The 15,244-nt window shown below is 66.2% G+C and carries 15 protein-coding genes; 10 read left to right on the top strand and 5 right to left on the bottom strand.

Annotation, left to right across the window (positions count from 1 at the left end; genetic code table 11):
- Window positions 1-15 precede the first annotated feature (15 nt).
- The 6 genes from E1956_RS14625 to cobA all read left to right on the top strand — a co-directional run bounded on the left by E1956_RS14625 (window position 16) and on the right by cobA (window position 6,279).
- Window positions 16-1,695 (top strand): nitrite/sulfite reductase, encoded by a 1,680-nt coding sequence (locus E1956_RS14625; protein WP_134749944.1) that lies wholly within the window; start codon window positions 16-18, stop codon window positions 1,693-1,695.
- A 33-nt stretch (window positions 1,696-1,728) separates the two neighbouring features.
- Window positions 1,729-2,274 carry a DUF934 domain-containing protein gene (locus E1956_RS14620; protein ID WP_134749942.1) on the top strand — a complete coding sequence of 182 codons (546 nt, stop codon included), beginning with the start codon at window positions 1,729-1,731 and terminating at the stop codon, window positions 2,272-2,274.
- The gene (locus tag E1956_RS14615) at window positions 2,271-3,026 is read left to right on the top strand and encodes a phosphoadenylyl-sulfate reductase (protein ID WP_134749940.1); all 756 of its coding nucleotides are present in this window, start codon (window positions 2,271-2,273) and stop codon (window positions 3,024-3,026) included. The genes E1956_RS14620 and E1956_RS14615 overlap by 4 nt, the downstream gene beginning before the upstream one ends.
- A gap of 96 nt (window positions 3,027-3,122) precedes the next feature.
- Window positions 3,123-4,085: a sulfate adenylyltransferase subunit CysD gene (cysD, locus tag E1956_RS14610; RefSeq protein WP_134749938.1), complete on the top strand. Its 963-nt coding sequence runs from the start codon at window positions 3,123-3,125 to the stop codon at window positions 4,083-4,085.
- Window positions 4,086-4,110: 25 nt separating this feature from the next.
- A complete protein-coding gene (locus E1956_RS14605) occupies window positions 4,111-5,427 on the top strand; it encodes a sulfate adenylyltransferase subunit 1 (protein WP_134749936.1) in 1,317 nt (438 codons plus the stop codon).
- Window positions 5,428-5,502: 75 nt separating this feature from the next.
- Window positions 5,503-6,279, top strand: coding sequence for a uroporphyrinogen-III C-methyltransferase (gene cobA / locus E1956_RS14600; protein WP_134749934.1), 777 nt, complete (start codon window positions 5,503-5,505; stop codon window positions 6,277-6,279).
- Window positions 6,280-6,393: 114 nt separating this feature from the next.
- Here cobA and E1956_RS14595 read toward each other — a convergent pair whose 3' ends face one another.
- From E1956_RS14595 to lptF, 3 genes are all read right to left on the bottom strand, one after another.
- Window positions 6,394-6,771, bottom strand: coding sequence for a sirohydrochlorin chelatase (locus E1956_RS14595; protein ID WP_134749932.1), 378 nt, complete (start codon window positions 6,769-6,771; stop codon window positions 6,394-6,396).
- Between the two features lie 64 nt (window positions 6,772-6,835).
- A complete protein-coding gene (gene lptG / locus E1956_RS14590) occupies window positions 6,836-7,984 on the bottom strand; it encodes an LPS export ABC transporter permease LptG (protein ID WP_134749930.1) in 1,149 nt (382 codons plus the stop codon).
- Between the two features lie 3 nt (window positions 7,985-7,987).
- On the bottom strand, window positions 7,988-9,088 hold the full coding sequence (gene lptF / locus E1956_RS14585; RefSeq protein ID WP_134749928.1) for an LPS export ABC transporter permease LptF: 1,101 nt from the start codon (window positions 9,086-9,088) through the stop codon (window positions 7,988-7,990).
- A gap of 131 nt (window positions 9,089-9,219) precedes the next feature.
- On the opposite strand from lptF, the gene E1956_RS14575 reads away from it, so the two are divergent.
- The 3 genes from E1956_RS14575 (at window position 9,220) to E1956_RS14565 (ending at window position 11,630) form a co-directional block, all read left to right on the top strand.
- Window positions 9,220-10,731 carry a leucyl aminopeptidase gene (locus E1956_RS14575; protein WP_134749924.1) on the top strand — a complete coding sequence of 504 codons (1,512 nt, stop codon included), beginning with the start codon at window positions 9,220-9,222 and terminating at the stop codon, window positions 10,729-10,731.
- The gene (locus E1956_RS14570) at window positions 10,728-11,144 is read left to right on the top strand and encodes a DNA polymerase III subunit chi (protein ID WP_134749922.1); all 417 of its coding nucleotides are present in this window, start codon (window positions 10,728-10,730) and stop codon (window positions 11,142-11,144) included. The genes E1956_RS14575 and E1956_RS14570 overlap by 4 nt, the downstream gene beginning before the upstream one ends.
- A gap of 63 nt (window positions 11,145-11,207) precedes the next feature.
- A complete protein-coding gene (locus tag E1956_RS14565) occupies window positions 11,208-11,630 on the top strand; it encodes a DUF2486 family protein (protein ID WP_167760014.1) in 423 nt (140 codons plus the stop codon).
- A 16-nt stretch (window positions 11,631-11,646) separates the two neighbouring features.
- Here the strand turns inward: E1956_RS14565 and E1956_RS14560 are convergent, their stop codons facing one another.
- On the bottom strand, window positions 11,647-12,000 hold the full coding sequence (locus tag E1956_RS14560; protein ID WP_134749918.1) for a c-type cytochrome: 354 nt from the start codon (window positions 11,998-12,000) through the stop codon (window positions 11,647-11,649).
- A gap of 202 nt (window positions 12,001-12,202) precedes the next feature.
- On the bottom strand, window positions 12,203-13,876 hold the full coding sequence (gene ilvD, locus E1956_RS14555) for a dihydroxy-acid dehydratase (protein WP_134749916.1): 1,674 nt from the start codon (window positions 13,874-13,876) through the stop codon (window positions 12,203-12,205).
- Between the two features lie 172 nt (window positions 13,877-14,048).
- On the opposite strand from ilvD, the gene E1956_RS14550 reads away from it, so the two are divergent.
- On the top strand, window positions 14,049-15,005 hold the full coding sequence (locus E1956_RS14550; RefSeq protein WP_134749914.1) for a LysR family transcriptional regulator: 957 nt from the start codon (window positions 14,049-14,051) through the stop codon (window positions 15,003-15,005).
- Window positions 15,006-15,244: the final 239 nt, after the last annotated feature.

Raw genomic sequence — 15,244 nt, 5'->3', positions numbered from 1 at the left:
CCCTGGGGTCCCCGAATGTACCAATACGATCAGTACGACCAGACCATCGTTGACGAACGCGTCGCGCAATACAGCGACCAGGTTCGCCGGCGCCTCTCGGGCGAATTGAGCGAAGAAGAGTTCCGCCCGCTGCGCCTGCAGAACGGCCTGTACTACCAGCGCCACGCCTACATGCACCGCATCGCGATCCCCTACGGCAACCTGCGCAGCGACCAGTTGCGCATGCTTGGCGTCATCGCGCGCGAGCACGACCGCGGCTACGGCCACTTCTCGACGCGCTCGAACATCCAGTACAACTGGATCAAGCTCGAGGAAACGCCGGAAATCCTGCGCAAGCTCGCCTCGGTGCAGATGCACGGCATCCAGACCTCGGGCAACTGCATCCGCAACATCACCGCCGACCAGTTCGCGGGCGTCGCGCCCGACGAAATCGTCGATCCGCGCCCGTGGGCCGAGATCCTGCGCCAGTGGTCGACGTTCCACCCCGAGTTCGCGTGGCTGCCGCGCAAGTTCAAGATCGCCGTCTCCGGCTCGAAGGAAGACCGCGTGGCCGTGCAGATCCACGACCTGGGCGTCTATCTCGACCGTAACGAGCAGGGCGAAGTCGTCGCGAGCATCCTCGCGGGCGGCGGCCTGGGCCGCACGCCGATCGTCGGCGCGATCATCAAGCGCGATCTGCCGTGGCAGCACATCCTGACCTACTGCGAAGCCGTGCTGCGCGTGTACAACCGCTATGGCCGCCGCGACAACATGTACAAGGCGCGCATCAAGATTCTCGTGAAGGCGCTCTCGCCGGCGAAGTTCGCCGCGCAGGTGGAAGAGGAGTGGCAGCACCTGAAGGACGGCCCCTCGACGCTCACCCAGGAAGAGCTCGACCGCGTGTCGAAGCACTTCGTGGCGCCGGCGTATGAAAAGCTCGCCGATACGGATACCTCGTACGAAAAGCATCTGCTCGAAAACCGCGCGTTCGCGCGCTGGGTCGAGCGCAACGTGCGCACGCACCGCGTGCCGGGCTACGCGTCGGTTACGCTTTCGCTCAAGCCGCGCGACATCGCGCCGGGCGACGCCACCGATGCGCAGATGGAAGCCGTGGCCGACTGGGCCGACGAATACGCATTCGGCCAGATCCGCGTCTCGCACGAGCAGAACCTGATCCTCGCGGACGTCAAGAAGCGCGACCTTTTCGCGCTCTGGGAAAAGGCCAAGGCGCAAGGTTTCGCGACCGCGAACATCGGCTTGCTGACCGACATCATCGCGTGCCCGGGTGGCGACTTCTGCTCGCTCGCGAACGCGAAGTCGATCCCCATCGCGCTCGCGATCCAGGAGCGTTTCGACAATCTCGATTATGTCCACGACCTGGGCGACCTGTCGCTGAACATCTCGGGCTGCATGAACTCGTGCGGTCACCACCACGTCGGCAACATCGGCATTCTGGGCGTCGACAAGGACGGCTCGGAGTGGTATCAGGTGTCGCTCGGCGGCGAGCAGGGCAACGGCGCCAATGGCGCACGCCTTGGCCGCGTGATCGGCCCGTCGTTCTCGGCCGAGGAAATGCCCGATGTGATGTCGAAGGTGATCGACACGTTCGTCGAGCATCGCATCGACGGCGAGCGCTTCGTCGACACGTACGACCGCATCGGCATCGCGCCCTTCAAGGAGCGCGTGTACGCATCGCGCCAGCCGGCCCACGCTTAAAAGCAGCACGCAACGAGATACGAGAGTCAAGCAATGGCATTGATTATCAAAAAACGCGAGATCGTCGAAGACAACTGGCAAGTCGTGCGTGCCGCTGAAGACGGCACGCTGCCGGAAGTGTCGGCGCTGCCCGCCGGCAAGGTGCTGGTGCCGTTCGTGCTGTGGCAGGCCGAGCGCGACGCGCTCATCGCCTCGCGCAGCAAGGACGAACTCGGCGTGTGGCTCGAGCCGGACAGCGAACCGGCCGACATCGCCGGCGACTTCGACAAGCTCGCGCTGATCGGCATCGACTTCCCGGTGTTCCGCGACGGCCGCGGCTATTCGATCGGGCGTCTGCTGCGCGAGCGCTATGGCTACAAGGGCGAGCTGCGCGCGATCGGCGATGTGTTGCGCGACCAGTTGCGCTTCTATGAGCGCTGCGGCTTCGATTCGTACGCGCTGCGCGCCGACAAGGACATCAACGACGCACTCAAGGCCTTCACCGAGTTCACGGTGCAGTACCAGGGTGCGTTCGACGAGCCGTCGCCGCTGTTCCGCCGCCGCCTCGCCCAGCAAGCACAACCGGGCGCCGCAGCATGAGCACCGTCGCCAACGAAATCGCGCCGGCGTTGCGGGCGAAGATCGAGCGCCTCGACGCGCTGCTCGATTCGATCGCCGCGCGACACGTCAACGTGAAGTTCGCGAGCAGCCTTGCCGCCGAAGACATGCTGCTCACCCACGCGATCCTCTCGCGCGGTGTGAAGATCGGCATCTTCTCGCTGAACACGGGCCGCCTGCATGCGGAAACGCTCGGCATGATCGAGCGCGTGAGCGAGCGCTACGGCTACGAGATCGAGCAGTTCCATCCGCAGCAGGACGCCGTGGACGAATACGTCGCGCAGCACGGCCTGAATGCGTTTTACGAGAGCATCGATCTGCGCAAGCGCTGCTGCGAGATTCGCAAGGTCGAGCCGCTGAACCGCGCGCTCTCGGACGTGTCGGCATGGGTCACGGGCCAGCGCCGCGAGCAGTCGGTCACGCGTGCCGAGCTGCACGAGGAAGAGCAAGACAATGCGCGCGGCATCGCCAAGTTCAATCCGCTCGCGGACTGGACCGAGGCCGACGTATGGGCGTATCTGGGCGCCTTCGACGTGCCGGTGAACCCGCTGCACGCACGCGGCTACCCGAGCATCGGCTGCGAGCCCTGTACGCGCGCCGTGCGCCCGGGCGAAGACAGCCGGGCGGGCCGCTGGTGGTGGGAGTCGCGCGATACGAAGGAATGCGGGCTGCACATCACCTCCGTGTCCGCCATTCCGGTCGTTGCAGTGTCGCCCATCGGCCAGGCGAATTAAAATTGAAGTTTGTTGCGTCGTCTTGAGCGGCGCGCCACCGAATACCGAGTACCGCGCGCCCCCTGAAAGGGGCGCGAACTGACGAAGGATCCGAACATGAGCACGACGCTCGATTCCGCAGTGAACGCACCGCTCCAGGTCACGGCGAACCGCATGGACCATCTCGACTGGCTCGAAGCCGAGTCGATCCACATCCTGCGCGAACTCGTTGCCGAGTGCAGCAAGCCCGCGCTGCTGTTCTCGGGCGGCAAGGACTCGGTGGTCGTGCTGGCGCTCGCACTGAAGGCCTTCGGCCTCGGCGCGAACCGCAAGACCTCGCTGCCGTTCCCGCTCGTGCACATCGACACGGGTCACAACTACGAGGAAGTGATCGACTTCCGCGATCGCCGCGCGGCCGAAATCGGCGCCGAACTCGTGGTCGGCCATGTCGAGGATTCGATCAAGAAGGGCACCGTGCGTCTGCGCCGCGAAACGGATTCGCGCAATGCCGCGCAGGCCGTCACGCTGCTCGAAACCATCGAGGAATACGGCTACACGGCGATGATCGGCGGCGCGCGCCGCGACGAAGAGAAGGCCCGCGCGAAGGAGCGCATCTTCTCGTTCCGCGACGAATTCGGCCAATGGGATCCGAAGGCGCAGCGCCCGGAACTCTGGAGCATCTACAACGCGCGCCTGCACAAGGGCGAGCACCTGCGCGTGTTCCCGATCTCGAACTGGACGGAACTGGATGTGTGGCAGTACATCGAGCGCGAGAAGCTCGAGCTGCCGTCGATCTACTACGCGCACCAGCGCGAGATCGTGCGCCGCAATGGCCTGCTCGTGCCGGTCACGCCGCTCACGCCGATGAAGGAAGGCGAGACGAGCGAAACGGCGCTGGTGCGCTTCCGCACGGTGGGCGACATCAGCTGCACGTGCCCCGTGGAAAGCGATGCCGACAACGTCGAGAAGATCATCGCCGAGACGGCCGTGACCGAAATCACGGAACGCGGCGCGACGCGCATGGATGACCAGGCGTCGGAAGCCGCGATGGAACAGCGCAAGAAGCAAGGTTATTTCTAAAGAGCACGTTGAGGAAACATTGAATATGGTTACGACGCATCAACCTGAAGACCTCGGCGTGCTGCGCTTCATCACGGCGGGCAGCGTGGACGACGGCAAGAGCACGCTGATCGGCCGCCTGCTGTACGACAGCAAGGCGGTTCTCTCGGACCAGCTCTCGGCGCTCTCGCGCGCGAAGAACAAGCGCACCGTGGGCGACGAGATCGACCTGTCGCTGCTCACCGACGGCCTCGAAGCCGAGCGCGAGCAGGGCATCACGATCGACGTGGCGTACCGCTACTTCGCCACGGCCAAGCGCAAGTTCATCATCGCCGACACGCCGGGCCACGAGCAGTACACGCGCAACATGGTCACGGGCGCTTCGACGGCGCACGCGGCGATCATCCTGATCGATCCCACGCGCGTGACGGTCGAGAACGGCGTCACGCAACTGCTGCCGCAGACGAAGCGCCACAGCGCGATCGTCAAGCTGCTGGGCCTGCAGCACGTGATCGTCGCGATCAACAAGATGGATCTGGTCGACTACAGCGAAGCCACCTTCGACCTGATCCGCGACGCCTACGTGGCGCTCGCGCGCCAGCTCGGTCTGGAAGACGTGCGCTTCGTGCCGGTCTCGGCGCTCAAGGGCGACAACATCGTGGCCGCGAGCGAGCGCATGCCGTGGTACGCGGGCGAGCCGCTGCTCGACGTGCTTGAGGCGCTGCCGGTCGAGCAGGCCACGGGCGACGCGCTGCGCTTCCCGGTGCAGTGGGTCGCGCGCCAGGACGGCTCGAGCGCCGACGACTTCCGCGGCTACATGGGCCGCGTCGAAGCGGGCGAAGTCAAAGTTGGCGACGCCATCACGGTGCTGCCGGCAGGCCGCCAGGCGACGGTCGCCGAGATCATCGCCCCGGTGCCGGGCGGCACGGCGCAGGTCGACCGCGCGTTCGCGGGCCAGACCGTCACGATCCGTCTCGCCGAAGACGTGGATGTCTCGCGCGGCGACACCTTCGTGCCGGCCTCGGACGACACGCAGCCCGCGAAGAAGCTCGAAGCGGACCTCTGCTGGTTCGACGAAGAGCCGCTCTCGCAGCAGCGCAAGTACCTGCTCAAGCAGACCGCGAGCACGGTGTTCGCGAAGATCGGCGCGGTCAAGGAAGTGCTCGACGTGCATACGCTCTCGCACGCTACGGATCGCCACAATCTCGCGATGAACGACATCGGCCGCGTGGCGCTCACGCTGCAAAAACCGATCGTCGCGGACCTGTATGATGTGCATCCCGGCACCGGCGCGTTCGTTCTCATCGACGAGGCCACGCACCACACGGTGGCGGCAGGGATGATCCGCGCGGTTTCCGCCTGAGGCGGCTGCGCGCGGCGCGTCACCGGGGTTCAATGGATCAACGGCGGCGCGCCGACACATGAGTCAACGAGGCAAATGGGCAAGGTTTATCTGATCGGCGCCGGACCGGGCGCGGCGGATCTCATCACGGTGCGCGGCGCGCGCCTGCTCGCGCAAGCGCAGGTCGTGCTGCACGACGCGCTGGTCGAGCCGGCGATGCTCGAGTACGCCCCGCACGATGCGAAGTTCATCGCGGTCGGCAAGCGCTGCGGGCAGCGCTCGACGGCGCAGCACTTCATCAACAAGCAGCTCGTGGATGCGGCGCGCGAGCACGACGTGGTCGTGCGCCTGAAGGGCGGCGATCCGATGCTGTTCGGCCGCGCCGACGAAGAGATGCGCGCGCTCGAAGCGGCGGCCATCGAGTATGAGATCGTGCCGGGTATCACGGCGGCGCTGGCCAGCGCGGCCACGCTGCAACGCTCGCTCACGCTGCGTGGCGTGGCGCGCAGCGTCGCGCTCGCGACCTACTCGCGCGCGGCGGACAGCGAGGCCATCCGCGAGCAGGTCAATGCCGATTCGCTGGTGTTCTACATGGGCCGCGACAGCGCGCCCGACATCGCGCGGCAACTGATCGAGGCGGGCCGCGCGGGCGCGACGCCCGTGGCGATCGTCGAGGCCTGCAGCACGGCGCGCGAACGCACGCTGACGCTCACGCTGGCGGGTCTGGCCGCCGGCGAGGCGCAGGACTGGCTCGATGCGGCACAGCCGAGCCTGCTCATGATCGGCGACGCGTTCGCCGAGCGGGTAGGGCAAGCGCAAGCCGACGACGAGACGCAAGCCGAAGCATCGGGCCAGCGCCGCGCCGCGGCCTGAGGCAGCGCAGAAAAACGGGGGTAGGTAGAACGCAAGACGGGCCGCTCAAAGAGCGGCCCGTTTGCTTTGTGCTGGCACATGCCGTGCTGGCAAATTTTTTGAAGGGCAGGGCGCTTATTCGTGCTCTTGTCCAAGGCAGTACTGAACGATCGCGTCGAGCACGCCGTCGTCCTCGCCCACGGCAGTCGCGCAGGCAATCTGCACGCCGGGATGCGCGGCCTGGCATTGCGCGACGAGCGCGGGCAAATCGCGCCGGATATGGCCGCCCTGGCCGAAGAACACCGGCACCACCGTGATGGCGTCGCAACCCAGCGCGGTCTGCGCGGCGATGGCTTCGGGCAGGCTCGGCGCCATCAGCTCGAGGAACGCGAGACTCACGGGCCCCGTGTCGCCGCGCGTGGCGGCGAGCTTGTCCGCGAGGCGCGTGAACGGCTCTTTCCAGCGCGCGTCGCGTGCGCCGTGGCCGAAGAGGATCATGCCGTGCGTGCCCATCGTCGCGTCTTCCCTCAGAGAGTGGCCTGGCCGCAATCGACGTCGATGGGACGTCGGCGGGACATCAATGCCGGTCGACCCATTTCAGGCCGAGCAGCCCGAGCGCCAGATAGATGAGGCCCGGCGTGGCCGCCGTGAGCGGCGCGGGCCACGTGTTCAGTGTACCGACGTGCGAGAACAGCGTGTTCACGAGCTGGAAGCTCATGCCGAGCATGATCCCGCCGAACACCTTCACGCCCACCACGCCCGCGCGCGTATGCAGGTACGCGAACGGTAGCGAGAGCACCAGCATCACGAAGACCGCGAACGGGTAGAGCACCTTGCGCCAGATCGCGATCTCGTAGCGCTGCGTGTCCTGATGGTTTTCCGAAAGATGCTGGATGTAGCGGAACAGGTTGAACATCGACATGCGATCAGGCGAAACCAGCAGCACCGAGAGAATCTGCGGCGTGAGCTCCGAGCGCAGCGAGTACTCGGGCAGCGCGGTCTGCTGCGCGCGATAGACGGGATTGAGCGCATCGGCAGGCTGGTTCGGCGGCGGCGGCACGCCGATCAGCTCGGTGTCCGTCACGTCCTTGAGCAGCCAGTGGCCCGGCGGCTGAAAGGTGCCGCTCTTCGCGAGACGCACGTTCGTGAGCCTGAACTGCGAATCGAATTCGTAGATGCGCACATTGGTGATCGTCGCGTCGGGCAGCAGCTCGCCCACGTTGACGAAGCGCGTCGCCTGCTCGCCGTCGGCGCGCTTGGTGAGCGTGTCCTTCACCCAGACGCCCGACTTGAAGTCCGTCGACACGGCGGAGCCGAGCGCCTCCAGCCGCACGCGCTCGGAGAGCTGGTCGGTGTACGGTCCGACCACTTCGCCGATCAGGTAGGTGAGCAGCACGATCGGCACGCCGACCTTCAGGAGCGAGCGCAGCGCCTGGCCCGTTGCGAGCCCGGAGACGCGAAAGATCGTGTACTCGGAATTGGCGGCCATCTGCGCGAACACATAGATCGCGGCGATCAGCGCCGCCACCGGAATGATCTCGTAGAGCCGTGACGGTGCCTGCAGCGCGACGCGCAGCACCGCATAGGTGAACTTGTAGTTGCCGTGGCCGACCGAGTTCAGCTCGTTGATCAGGTCGAAGAAGAAGAACAGACCCGAGAAGGCGAACAGGATGAACACAAACGCCACATAGATCTGGCGCGCGAAGTATTTCTCGTAGATGCGCATCGGTCAGCTCCCTTGCGACGCGCGCTGGAACATCGCGCGCGTAAAGAGCGGCCGGTTGCGCACGCGCAGCCAGAAAAGGAAGACAACGAGTGCGAGCACCACGATATGCAGCAGCACGAGCCCGAGGCCGAACGAGATCTTGGCCTGCTCGATCTGCGATTGCATGACGTTGAGCAGGTTCGAGTAGGTGAGGTAGATCAGCACGGCCATCACGAGGTTGATGGTGCGCCCGCGGCGCGGGTTCTGATACGCGAGCGGGATCGCGAGCAGCATCAGGTTGATCGCGATGAGCGGCAGGCCGGCGCGCCATGCGAGCTCGCCGAGATTGTCGCCGCTCGGGTTGCGGATCAGGTCGAGCGTGGGCGTGCTGCTCGCCGTGGGCGTCGACACCACGGGCTGGCTCGTGATCTTCACGCCGTAGCGCTGGAACTCGGTGATGCGGAAGTCGGGGTGGCCGGGTTCGCCGTCGTAGCGGCGGCCGTTCTCGAGCACGACGAAGCGGTCGCCGTTCTTCGCGGTTTCGGTGTGGCCGGTCCTGGAGACGATCACGTTGACCTTGCCGTTCTCCGTGCTCGTGACGAACACATTGTCCACGCGGCCCTGGTCGGGGCTCATGCTTTCGATGAAGAACACGCGGTGCGTGGTGGGCGATTCGCGGAACTGGCCGGGCGCGAGCAGCGACACTTCATCGCGCTGCTGAAAGCGCGCGCGGATCAGCTTGCTTTGCGCGTTCGACCACGGCCAGCCGACAAAGGCGAAAAAGACGATGAGGATCACGATCGGCGTGGAAAAAACGGCGATCGGCTTGATGAGGCGCGTCAGGCTCACGCCGGAGGCGAGCCAGACGACCATCTCGGAATCCTTGTACCAGCGCGTGAGCACGAACAGGATCGAGACGAAGAGCGTGACGATCAGCATCACGGCGAGGTAGCCGATCACGGTCAGGCCGATCAGGACCAGCACGTCGCGCGGGTCGATCTGGCCCGACGCAGCGAAGCCGACGATGCGGATCATCATCGTCGTCAGCATGATCGTGAGCAGAACCATGAACACGGCGCCGGCCGTGTACGCGAGTTCACGCTGCAGGGAACGTTCGAAGATCATTATTGATGAAGAGGGCAGGCGGTCCGCGCCGGGCGAAGCGCTTGCGCTACCACCCAGGAGCCGCCGCGGAAAAAATAGCGGATAATTGCGGCTTTCATCCTAAGCCCAGATTTTATCCGAGGACAAGCGCGATGGACTTTAGCATAAAAGCCTGTGACTGGAGCAAAGGCGGGGAAGGCCCCTTCCTGACCGGCAAGTCGGATTGCGTCGTAGTGGGCATCTTCGAGGCACAAACCCTTTCCGGTCCGGCATTCGTGATCGACGGCGCCATCGGCGGCGCGATCGCCCGCCTCGTCAAGTCCGGCGACATCGACGGCAAGGCCGGCTCCACGCTGTTCCTGCCGGAAGTTAGCGGCATCGGCGCCTCGCGCGTGCTGCTGGTCGGCCTCGGCAAGCAGGATGCATTCGGCCAGAAGGCCTATGGCGAGGCCGTCAAGGCCGCCTGGCGCGCGATTCTCGGCACCAAGATCGCGCAGGTCACGTTCACGCTCGCCCAACTGCCCATCAAGGAGCGCACGGGCGACTGGGGCGTGCGCGCCGCGATCCTCGCGCTGCGCAACGAGACCTACCGCTTCACGCAGATGAAGAGCAAGCCCGACCTCGCGCAGCGCGCGCTCAAGCGCGTCGTCTTCAGCGTCGACGCCGCCGACGACCGTGCCGCGAAGCTCGCCGTCAAGCAGGCCGTGGCGCTCGCCAACGGCATGGACCTCACGCGCGACCTCGGCAACCTGCCTGGCAACGTCTGCACGCCTACCTACCTCGCGGCCACGGCCAAGAAGCTCGCGCGCGACTGGAAGCTCAAGGTCGAAGTGCTCGGCCAGCGCCAGATCGAAACGCTCAAGATGGGCTCGTTTCTTTCTGTTACAAAAGGCTCGGTCGAGCCGCCGCAATTCATCGTGCTGCACTATCAGGGCGCGAGCGCGAAGGCCGCGCCCGTCGTGCTGGTGGGCAAGGGCATCACGTTCGACACGGGCGGCATCTCGCTCAAGCCCGGCGAGGGCATGGACGAGATGAAGTACGACATGTGCGGTGCGGGCTCGGTGCTCGGCACGATCCGCGCGGTCGCCGAAATGGGCCTGAAGCTCAACGTGATCGGCATCATCCCCACGTGCGAGAACATGCCCGCGGGCAACGCCACGAAGCCGGGCGACATCGTCACGACGATGGCGGGCTTGACGGTCGAAGTGCTCAACACCGACGCCGAAGGGCGCCTGATCCTGTGCGACGCGCTCACCTACGCCGAGCGCTTCAAGCCGGCCGCCGTGATCGACATCGCCACGCTCACGGGCGCGTGCATCATCGCGCTCGGCCATCACAACAGCGGCCTGTTCTCGAAGGACGACGCGCTCGCGGGCGAGCTGCTCGACGCCTCGCGCGAAGCGAACGACCCGGCATGGCGCCTGCCGCTCGACGACGAGTATCAGGAGCAGCTGAAGTCGAATTTCGCCGATCTCGCCAATATCGGCGGGCGTCCGGCGGGCAGCGTGACGGCGGCGTGCTTCCTCTCGCGCTTCACCGAAGCGTATCCGTGGGCCCACCTCGACATCGCGGGCACCGCATGGAAGAGCGGCGCGGCGAAGGGCGCGACGGGCCGTCCCGTGCCGCTGCTCGCGCAGTTCTTGATCGATCGCGCAGGGCAATGACGCGGATCGATTTCCACACGAACGTCGGCAATTCGCTGATGTACGCGTGCCGGCTCGTGCGCAAGGCGTATCAGGCCGGCCAGCAAGCCGTCGTGCTGGCCGAGCCCGCGCGCCTGCGCGCGTTCGACGAAATGCTCTGGACTTTCTCGCCGCTCGACTTCGTGCCGCACTGCATGGCCGAAAGCGCGCTCGCCGCGCAGACGCCCATCGTGCTGACCGCGGATCTCGAGCGTGCGCCGCATCATGGCGTGCTGCTGAACCTGGGCGCGGCCGTGCCGCCCCAGTTCGCGCGCTTCGAGCGCCTGCTCGAAGTGATCGGCGATGCGCCCGAGGAACTGGCCTCGGGCCGCGAGCGCTACCGCTTCTACCGCGATCGCGGCTACGCGCTGAACAACTACAAGCAGGGCGGTTGAACCCGGCGCGCCCGCCGCTTGTCTCTCCTTTATCTGTTTGATCGAAATCCAGAGGAGGTGATCGTGTCCGATTTTCACGATGTCGAAGGGGCTCCGATCCCGCTCTTGAACGAAACACTCGTGCCGGGCAACCTGCTGCGCGGGCGCGAAGTGTCGCCGTTCGAGAAGGCAGCTGCCGCGCACCAGGCGGCCGCCGTGCCGGAACCCACGCCTGCCGGCGCGTCCGACGACAGCCTCCCCTCGGACGCCGAAGCGCTCGTCGAGCGCCTGAGCGGCCGGGCCATGGGCTGGCTGACCGGCGAAGGGCGCAGCGTGATCGAGCAACGCTGCGCTGCCGCATTGCAGGAGCATTCGCACTGGATCGTGGGGCAGGTGTCGCGCGAGATCGGTCTCGCGCTCGAAACCGAATTGAAGGGCTGGGTGAAGGCCGCGCTGCGCGAGGAACTGGCCGCGCGCGCGGGGAAATCGACGCCGCCGGAGGCTTGAGGGCGGCCCGTCTGCCTTACTTCAGCGTGAGGATCCAGCTCGCGAGCGTGGCCGCCTGGGCCGGACTCAATTGCGTGTTTGCAGGCATGGGCACCGTGCCCCACACGCCGCTGCTGCCTTCCAGAATCTTGTGGGCGAGATAGGTCTGCGCGTCGGGCTTGCCCACGTACTTCGCCGCGACGGCACGCAGCGCGGGGCCCATGAAGGTGCGTGTCACCGAATGGCAGCTCATGCAGTTCTGCTGTTGCGCGAGTGCGAGTCCACCTGGACCGTTCTGCGCGTGGGCGCTCGTCGTGGCTAGCGCCAAGGCCAGTGCCAGTGCGGCAGTTGGCGTCGCTGTCTTGTTCTTCGCCTGCGACTTCAGTTTCATACTGGTCTCCGCCAGCGTGGTCGCCGGCTGTGTCGTCGCATTATAAGAGCAAAGGGCGCACGGTCTGTGCGCCCTCCTTGTCGCCTCCTTGCGGTCTCCACGCTGGCTGGATTGCCCGCGCAGAGCGACCTGTGCGGGAAACGCAGCGCGCTTCGCCAGGCACGACGCCCGGCGCGCCTTTGGCCCGCTCTTTAGCCCGCTATCATCCCGTCACCGCGCCCTTGTTCGCCGGCCGTGCGAGTGCCGCATACTTCGCGAGCACGCCATGCGTGTAGCGTGGCGCCGGCTGCTTCCAGGCTGCGCGGCGGCGCGCGAGTTCGGCGTCGTCGATATTCAGTTGCAGCAGCAGCGTGTGCGCGTCGATGGTGATCGAGTCGCCTTCCTGCACGAGTGCGATGGCGCCGCCTTCGAACGCTTCGGGCGCGACGTGGCCGACCACCATGCCCCACGTACCGCCCGAGAAGCGGCCGTCGGTGATGAGGCCCACCGATTCCCCCAGACCCTTGCCGATGATCGCGGCCGTGGGCGCCAGCATCTCCGGCATGCCCGGGCCGCCCTTCGGGCCGAGGTAGCGCAGCACGACCACGTCGCCTGCCTTGATCTTGTCGGCGAGGATCGCTTCCATCGCGCTTTGCTCGTCGTCGAACACGCGCGCCGGACCCGTGATGACGGGATTCTTCAGGCCCGTGATCTTGGCGACGGCGCCTTCGGTGGCGAGGTTGCCCTTGAGGATCGCGAGGTGGCCTTCCTTGTACAGCGCCTGGTCGATCGGGAAGATGACCTTTTGATCGGCGCGCGGCTTCGAGGGCACATCCTTCAGTTCTTCGGCGATGGTCTTGCCGGTGATGGTCATGCAATCGCCGTGCAGCAGGCCCGCGTCGAGCAGGATCTTGAGCACCTGCGGAATGCCGCCGGCCTTGTGCAGGTCGGTCGCGACATACTGGCCCGAAGGCTTCAGATCGCAGAGCACCGGCACTTTCTTGCGCATGCGCTCGAAGTCGTCGATGCTCCACTCGATCTCCGCGGCATGGGCGATGGCAAGATAGTGCAGCACCGCGTTGGTCGAGCCGCCCGTCGCCATGATGAGCGCCACGGCGTTCTCGATCGACTCCTTCGTGATGATGTCGCGCGGCTTGAGATCCTTCTTGACCGCTTCGACGAGCACGCGCGCCGACTCGGCGGCCGAGTCGACCTTTTCCTCATCGGGATTGGCCATCGTCGACGAATACAGCAGCGACATGCCGAGCGCCTCGAACGACGAGCTCATCGTGTTGGCCGTGTACATGCCGCCGCACGAGCCCGTGGACGGACACGCATTCTTCTCGACGCCTTCGAAGTCCTCCTCGGACATGCGGCCGGCCGTGAACTCGCCCACCGCCTCGAACGCCGAGACGATGGTCAGATCCTTGCCCTTCCAGTTGCCCGGACGGATCGTGCCGCCATAGACGTAGATGCCCGGCACGTTGATGCGCGCGAGCGCGATCATGCCGCCGGGCATGTTCTTGTCGCAGCCGCCGATCACGACCACGCCGTCCATCCACTGACCCTGCACGCAGGTCTCGATGCAATCGGCGATCACTTCGCGCGAGACGAGCGAGTACTTCATGCCTTCGGTGCCCATCGACATGCCGTCCGAGATCGTGGGCGTGCCGAAGGTTTGCGGGTTGGCGTCGGCGCCTTTGATGGCGGCCACCGCCGCGTCGGCGAGACGCTGCAGGCCCGCGTTGCACGGCGTGATGGTCGAGTGGCCGTTGGCGACGCCGATCATCGGCTTGTCGAAGTCGGCCTTTTCATAGCCGAGCGCGTAATACATCGAACGGTTCGGCGAGCGGGCGACGCCTTGTGTGATGTTCTTCGAACGACGGTTGTATGCCATGGGGACGCTCCGTGGAAGGTGTCTCGAATCGTGTTTCGATCGCCGGGCAGGGCGTGCCTTGGGAGGAAGATGCCGGCGTGTGCGAAGAAGAATGGAGTTTCGCGAGCGCAATGTCCAATATATTATTCTTGGGCTATTGAGTCGAAAAAAGAATCACAGGACCGGTTTGCCGATGAGCACAACGATTCCCGATCTGCGCCAGCTGCGCTACTTCGTGGCCGTGGCCGAGGAGCAGCATTTCGGCCGCGCGGCGGCGCGCCTTTCGATGACGCAGCCGCCGCTGTCGCAGGCCATCCGCGCACTGGAGGAGACGCTCGGCGTCGAGCTCTTCGCGCGCACGCGCCGCTCGGTCGAGCTGACGGCCGTGGGCGCCGACCTGCTGCCCGAGGTGCGGCGCCTGCTCGCCGCGGCGGAAGCGTTGCGCCCGCTCGCGCAGAGCCTCGCGCGCGGCGAGGCGGGCGTGCTGGCGCTGGCCTTCGTCTCGACGGCCGACTACGGCCTGCTGCCGCTGCTTTTGCGCGACTTCGGCGCGCGCCACCCGCGCGTGCGGCTGCAACTCGCCGAAGCCACGAGCGACGTGCAGATCGACGAGCTGGTGGCGGGCCGCATCGACGCGGGCCTCGTGATTGCGCCCTTGCCGCCGCGTCACGCGGCGCAGCTCGCGTATCTGCCCATCGCGCGCGAGCCGCTGGTGGTGGCCATGCCGGCCGAGCTTTCGGCGCGCACGGGCGGCCCCACCGACCACGACGGGGGCGAGACGCCCGTGAGCCTTGCCGATCTCGCCGATGTGCCGCTCGTGGTGTTTCCGCGCCATCTGGCCCCGGGCTTTCACGACACCATCATGGATTGCTACGGCGCCGCCGGGCTCGCGCCGCGCGTGGGCCAGGAGGCGATCCAGATGCAGACGATCGTGAGCCTCGTCTCGGCGGGAATGGGGATCGCGCTCGTGCCGCAGTCGCTGCGGCATCTGCGCCGCACGGGCGTGGTCTACCGGCCGCTGGCCGAAACGGCGCCGACGATCGAAACGGGCCTCGTCTGGCGCGCGGCGGAGGTGAGCCCGGTGCTGGCGGCCTTCATCGAGATCGTGCGCGCGCACGCGGCGAGCGTAGACGTGCCGGGCGCCCCATGAGCGCCCACACCGTTGCGGTGACAGGCACGGTGCACGCCGATTTCATATCCGGCCCTTGAACCCTGGGCGAGCCCGCCTGGCGCTGCATTTTGGTTTGACCCCCCTCGTCTCGGCGATAATGTGTCGCCGCGGCGCGTCATGCGAACTGCACAGCTTTGGAAACGTCCAACGCACGCGCGCGGTTTTTGGGCACGCATTGGGCATTCTCTTGCCGATTTTGCGGCACTTCTTACAACTCG

Source organism: Paraburkholderia pallida, from assembly GCF_004524855.1.
Taxonomy (GTDB): Bacteria; Pseudomonadota; Gammaproteobacteria; order Burkholderiales; family Burkholderiaceae; genus Paraburkholderia; species Paraburkholderia oxyphila.
Note: the sequence above shows the minus strand (reverse complement) of the source record. Positions and strands in the feature narration are given on the sequence as shown.